2 protein-coding genes are annotated in these 2,931 nt (G+C 65.9%); both read right to left on the bottom strand.

Annotated elements, in window-relative coordinates:
• On the bottom strand, nt 1-1,116 hold a 1,116-nt coding region (locus PA598K_RS23445; protein ID WP_128659292.1), incomplete at its 3' end, for a TIGR02679 domain-containing protein.
• Nucleotides 1,113-2,931, bottom strand: a 1,819-nt coding sequence (locus tag PA598K_RS23440; RefSeq protein ID WP_305780323.1) for an SbcC/MukB-like Walker B domain-containing protein, incomplete at its 5' end; no start/stop codon positions are given. The genes PA598K_RS23445 and PA598K_RS23440, both read right to left, overlap by 4 nt.

Here is a 2,931-nt window from a genome sequence, read left to right as displayed (position 1 = left end):
CCCCCCATCTGCCATTCGGTCAAACAGCCGCAGCGCCGCAGCGCTGGCCGGTCCGCTCGTGCATACGAGCAAAGGAGGCGCTTCATCAAGCACCGTGTCGTCAGGCCGAGCAACTATGCCTGCTGCCAGCGCCCCATCTACCAGACTGGAGAACACTGCCGGATTCTCGACGACGTAGAGGCATTCGGCAGGCGGCAACGCCTCGAGCTGCTCTACCTGGCGGAGCGTCAGCACATGTGGCTGCTCGCCCGGTCGGCACAGATGGACCAGCGACGAGATATCGTCATCCCGTATGCCAGCCTGCCGGTAGATCTCCCTCGCAGCCAAGCTGTCGATGCCTTGCGCAGCCTCCTGCTCTTCAGCGCCGGAGACGCTCGTCTCCGCTGCCGCTGCGCCTTTCGCTGCGATTGCCGCCTCGTCCTCCGCAAGCGAGCCTTGCCCCGTCCAATCCCGCAGCGCCTGGAACAGCAGCCTGCCCGCCACCGTGTTCCGGTCGAGCGCATGCGGATCGCCAGCGACCGCCGCCGCGAGCACCGGCAGTCGACAACCTTCCCCGCGCGCCGCCTCGGTATCGATCAACCTCCGCCACGCCGCTATCGCCCAGCCGAGCTGTTTGCTCGCCAGCCCAAGATCCGCCTTCCATGCCTCTCGCAACGTTCGGTAGGCTGACGCCTGACCATCCCGCAGCCTGTTCAGCCAACCGGCAAGGTCGGCATAACGCTCGTCCTCCGCTGCCAGCAGCGCCCGGACCTCGTCGAATACGGTCAGCCAGTCTTGCTCCAGCAGCTCTCGGCGCTCCGCATGGGTCAGGAGCATGCTACCCGTGAGCAGCTCATGCAGCTGCGGGATCGTCAGCTCGAATACCGATGTACGCAGCTCATACTCGAACTTCGCCAGCTTGACCTCCAGATGCTCGCCCGGCCGTCGATACGAGCCCATGAAGCCGTGCACCGCCTCCAGCTCTTCCGCATACGGATCGCTCACGACAGCCGTTCCTCCGACTCTTCCCAGAGATGCGTAGCGCCTCCAGATCTCGCGCAGCAGCCGGGCAAAGCCAGGCTGGCCGAAATACCGTCTGGCTCGTGCTAGCCGATCCGGCCCATCCTGTTGCTTCATGTCGCTTGCTCCGCCTGCGCCGCCTCGACGTACTCCTTGCGCCGACCGTTCCAGCGGTAGCGGAACAAGGTGACGAAGTCGACATCCTTGGGACGGTGTATCTCATAGATCGCTAGCTGCGGCACGGTGTCAAAGCAGCCCCACAGCACCTGCGACGTCATCATGTAATCAAAGCCCATATCAGTCAGCAGCTTGAACATGTCGCGCATATTCTCCTCGTCCACTCCCGCGAATGCCTCGTCGAGCGAGATCAGGCGCGGCGCGTCGGGACGGGCGTCGGAGTATCGGGACCAGGTCGCCGCGAACAGCGGGATGTACATCGCCATCGCCTTCTCGCCCCCGCTCAGCACGTTGAACCGCGCATCCGTAAGCGGACGATAGCCCGTCTGCTCGCCCTTCCGGTACTTCAGCTCGAAGCGGAACCAATTGCGGTAATCCAGCACCCGGTACAGATGCAAGCGCAACGAGCCCTGCTCCTCCTGCGCCGACTGCTTGGCCTCCGTAATCTGTGCACGGAAGTAGGCGATCATCGCATCGATCTCGTCGTCGCGCAGCCGATGCGAGTCGCGCTTGAGCAGCTCCACCAGATCGAGCACGTCGAGCTGCTCGTCGCCGCCGGGACGGCGAGCCTCCCAGTCCAGACGCAGCCGGAGGCCGCTGGACGTGTCGCGCTCGCCCATCAGCCGGTTCATCTCGCGTACCCATTGCTCGGCCCGATGGATGCGCTGGCGGATCGCCTTGCCGACGCTCCGCAGGATGATCTCCTCATACAGCTCGCGGTCCTTCTCGCTCAGCAGAGCGCTCTGCTCGGCCTCCTGCTCCGCCAGCTCGTCCAGCAGGACGCGCGGCGGCAGCGGCTGCTGCGGATTACGCATCGAGAGCAGGAGCAGCCTGCCGGTCCGCTCGTCCGTCACCGTCTCCATCACATACTCGGTCAGCAGCATACGCGCACTGTTGAACTGCTCGAGCATCCGGTTCGTAATATTCTCGGCGATTCGCCCCTCGAATACCGACATGTACCGCTCCCGGATCTGCTCGGCGTAGGCGATGAGCGCACGCGTCTCCGCATCCTTGTCCGCACCGCTTGAGTCCGCCGCGCCGGGTGTCCCGCCGCTCGCCAAGCCCGCGCCCAGCGTTCCGACGTTTGCTGCCCCTGTGCCCGTCTGCCCAGCTTTCGCCGCAGTTGAGCCCGCCGTCTCCTCCAGCCGCTCGCGCCACTCGTCGACCAGTCCGAGCGCCAACTCGGCCGCCAGACGCTCGCTGGCAGCATTCAGCTCGGCCAGCTTGGACTCGGCCTGCTCACGATACACGGTCAATTGTCCTTGCGCCGACGCCGCCCGTTCACTAGCAGCATTCCAATCGCTCTCCAGCCGCTTGAGCAGCGCCGCGATCTCCGACTGCTCCCGCCGCAGCTCCTCCAGGCGACGGGCGATATCGGCCAGGCCGAGCTCCTCGATCATCCGCCGCAGCGTCTCGACCTGCGTCCGCTGATCGCGCCGCCGCTCATCGAGCTCGTCCTCCAGCAACTCCTCGTCCTCCGTATCCTGCTCCGCCGCCGTCAGCTCCTCCGCCAGCCGTTGCCATAGCCGCTGCGCGTCGCGATACTGCCGCCACAGCGCATGCAGCTCGGAGAGCTGCGCCTCGTAGTCGCGCGCCGCCTCGGCCGCCTCCGCCAGATCTCGCTCGCGCTTCAGGCGGGTCCAGCCTGCAGTCAGCTCATGCAGCTGCCGCTGCAGCTCGCGCCATTGCGCCGCCTTCTCCTTGTAACGCGCGGTCGCCCGTTCCTCCTGGGCGAGCATCGCCTGCAGCCGGTGC

This window comes from Paenibacillus sp. 598K (assembly GCF_003851045.1).
Classification (GTDB): domain Bacteria; phylum Bacillota; class Bacilli; order Paenibacillales; family Paenibacillaceae; genus Paenibacillus_D.
The sequence above is the reverse complement of the archived record's forward strand: the minus strand, read 5'-3'. Positions and strand labels throughout refer to the sequence as shown.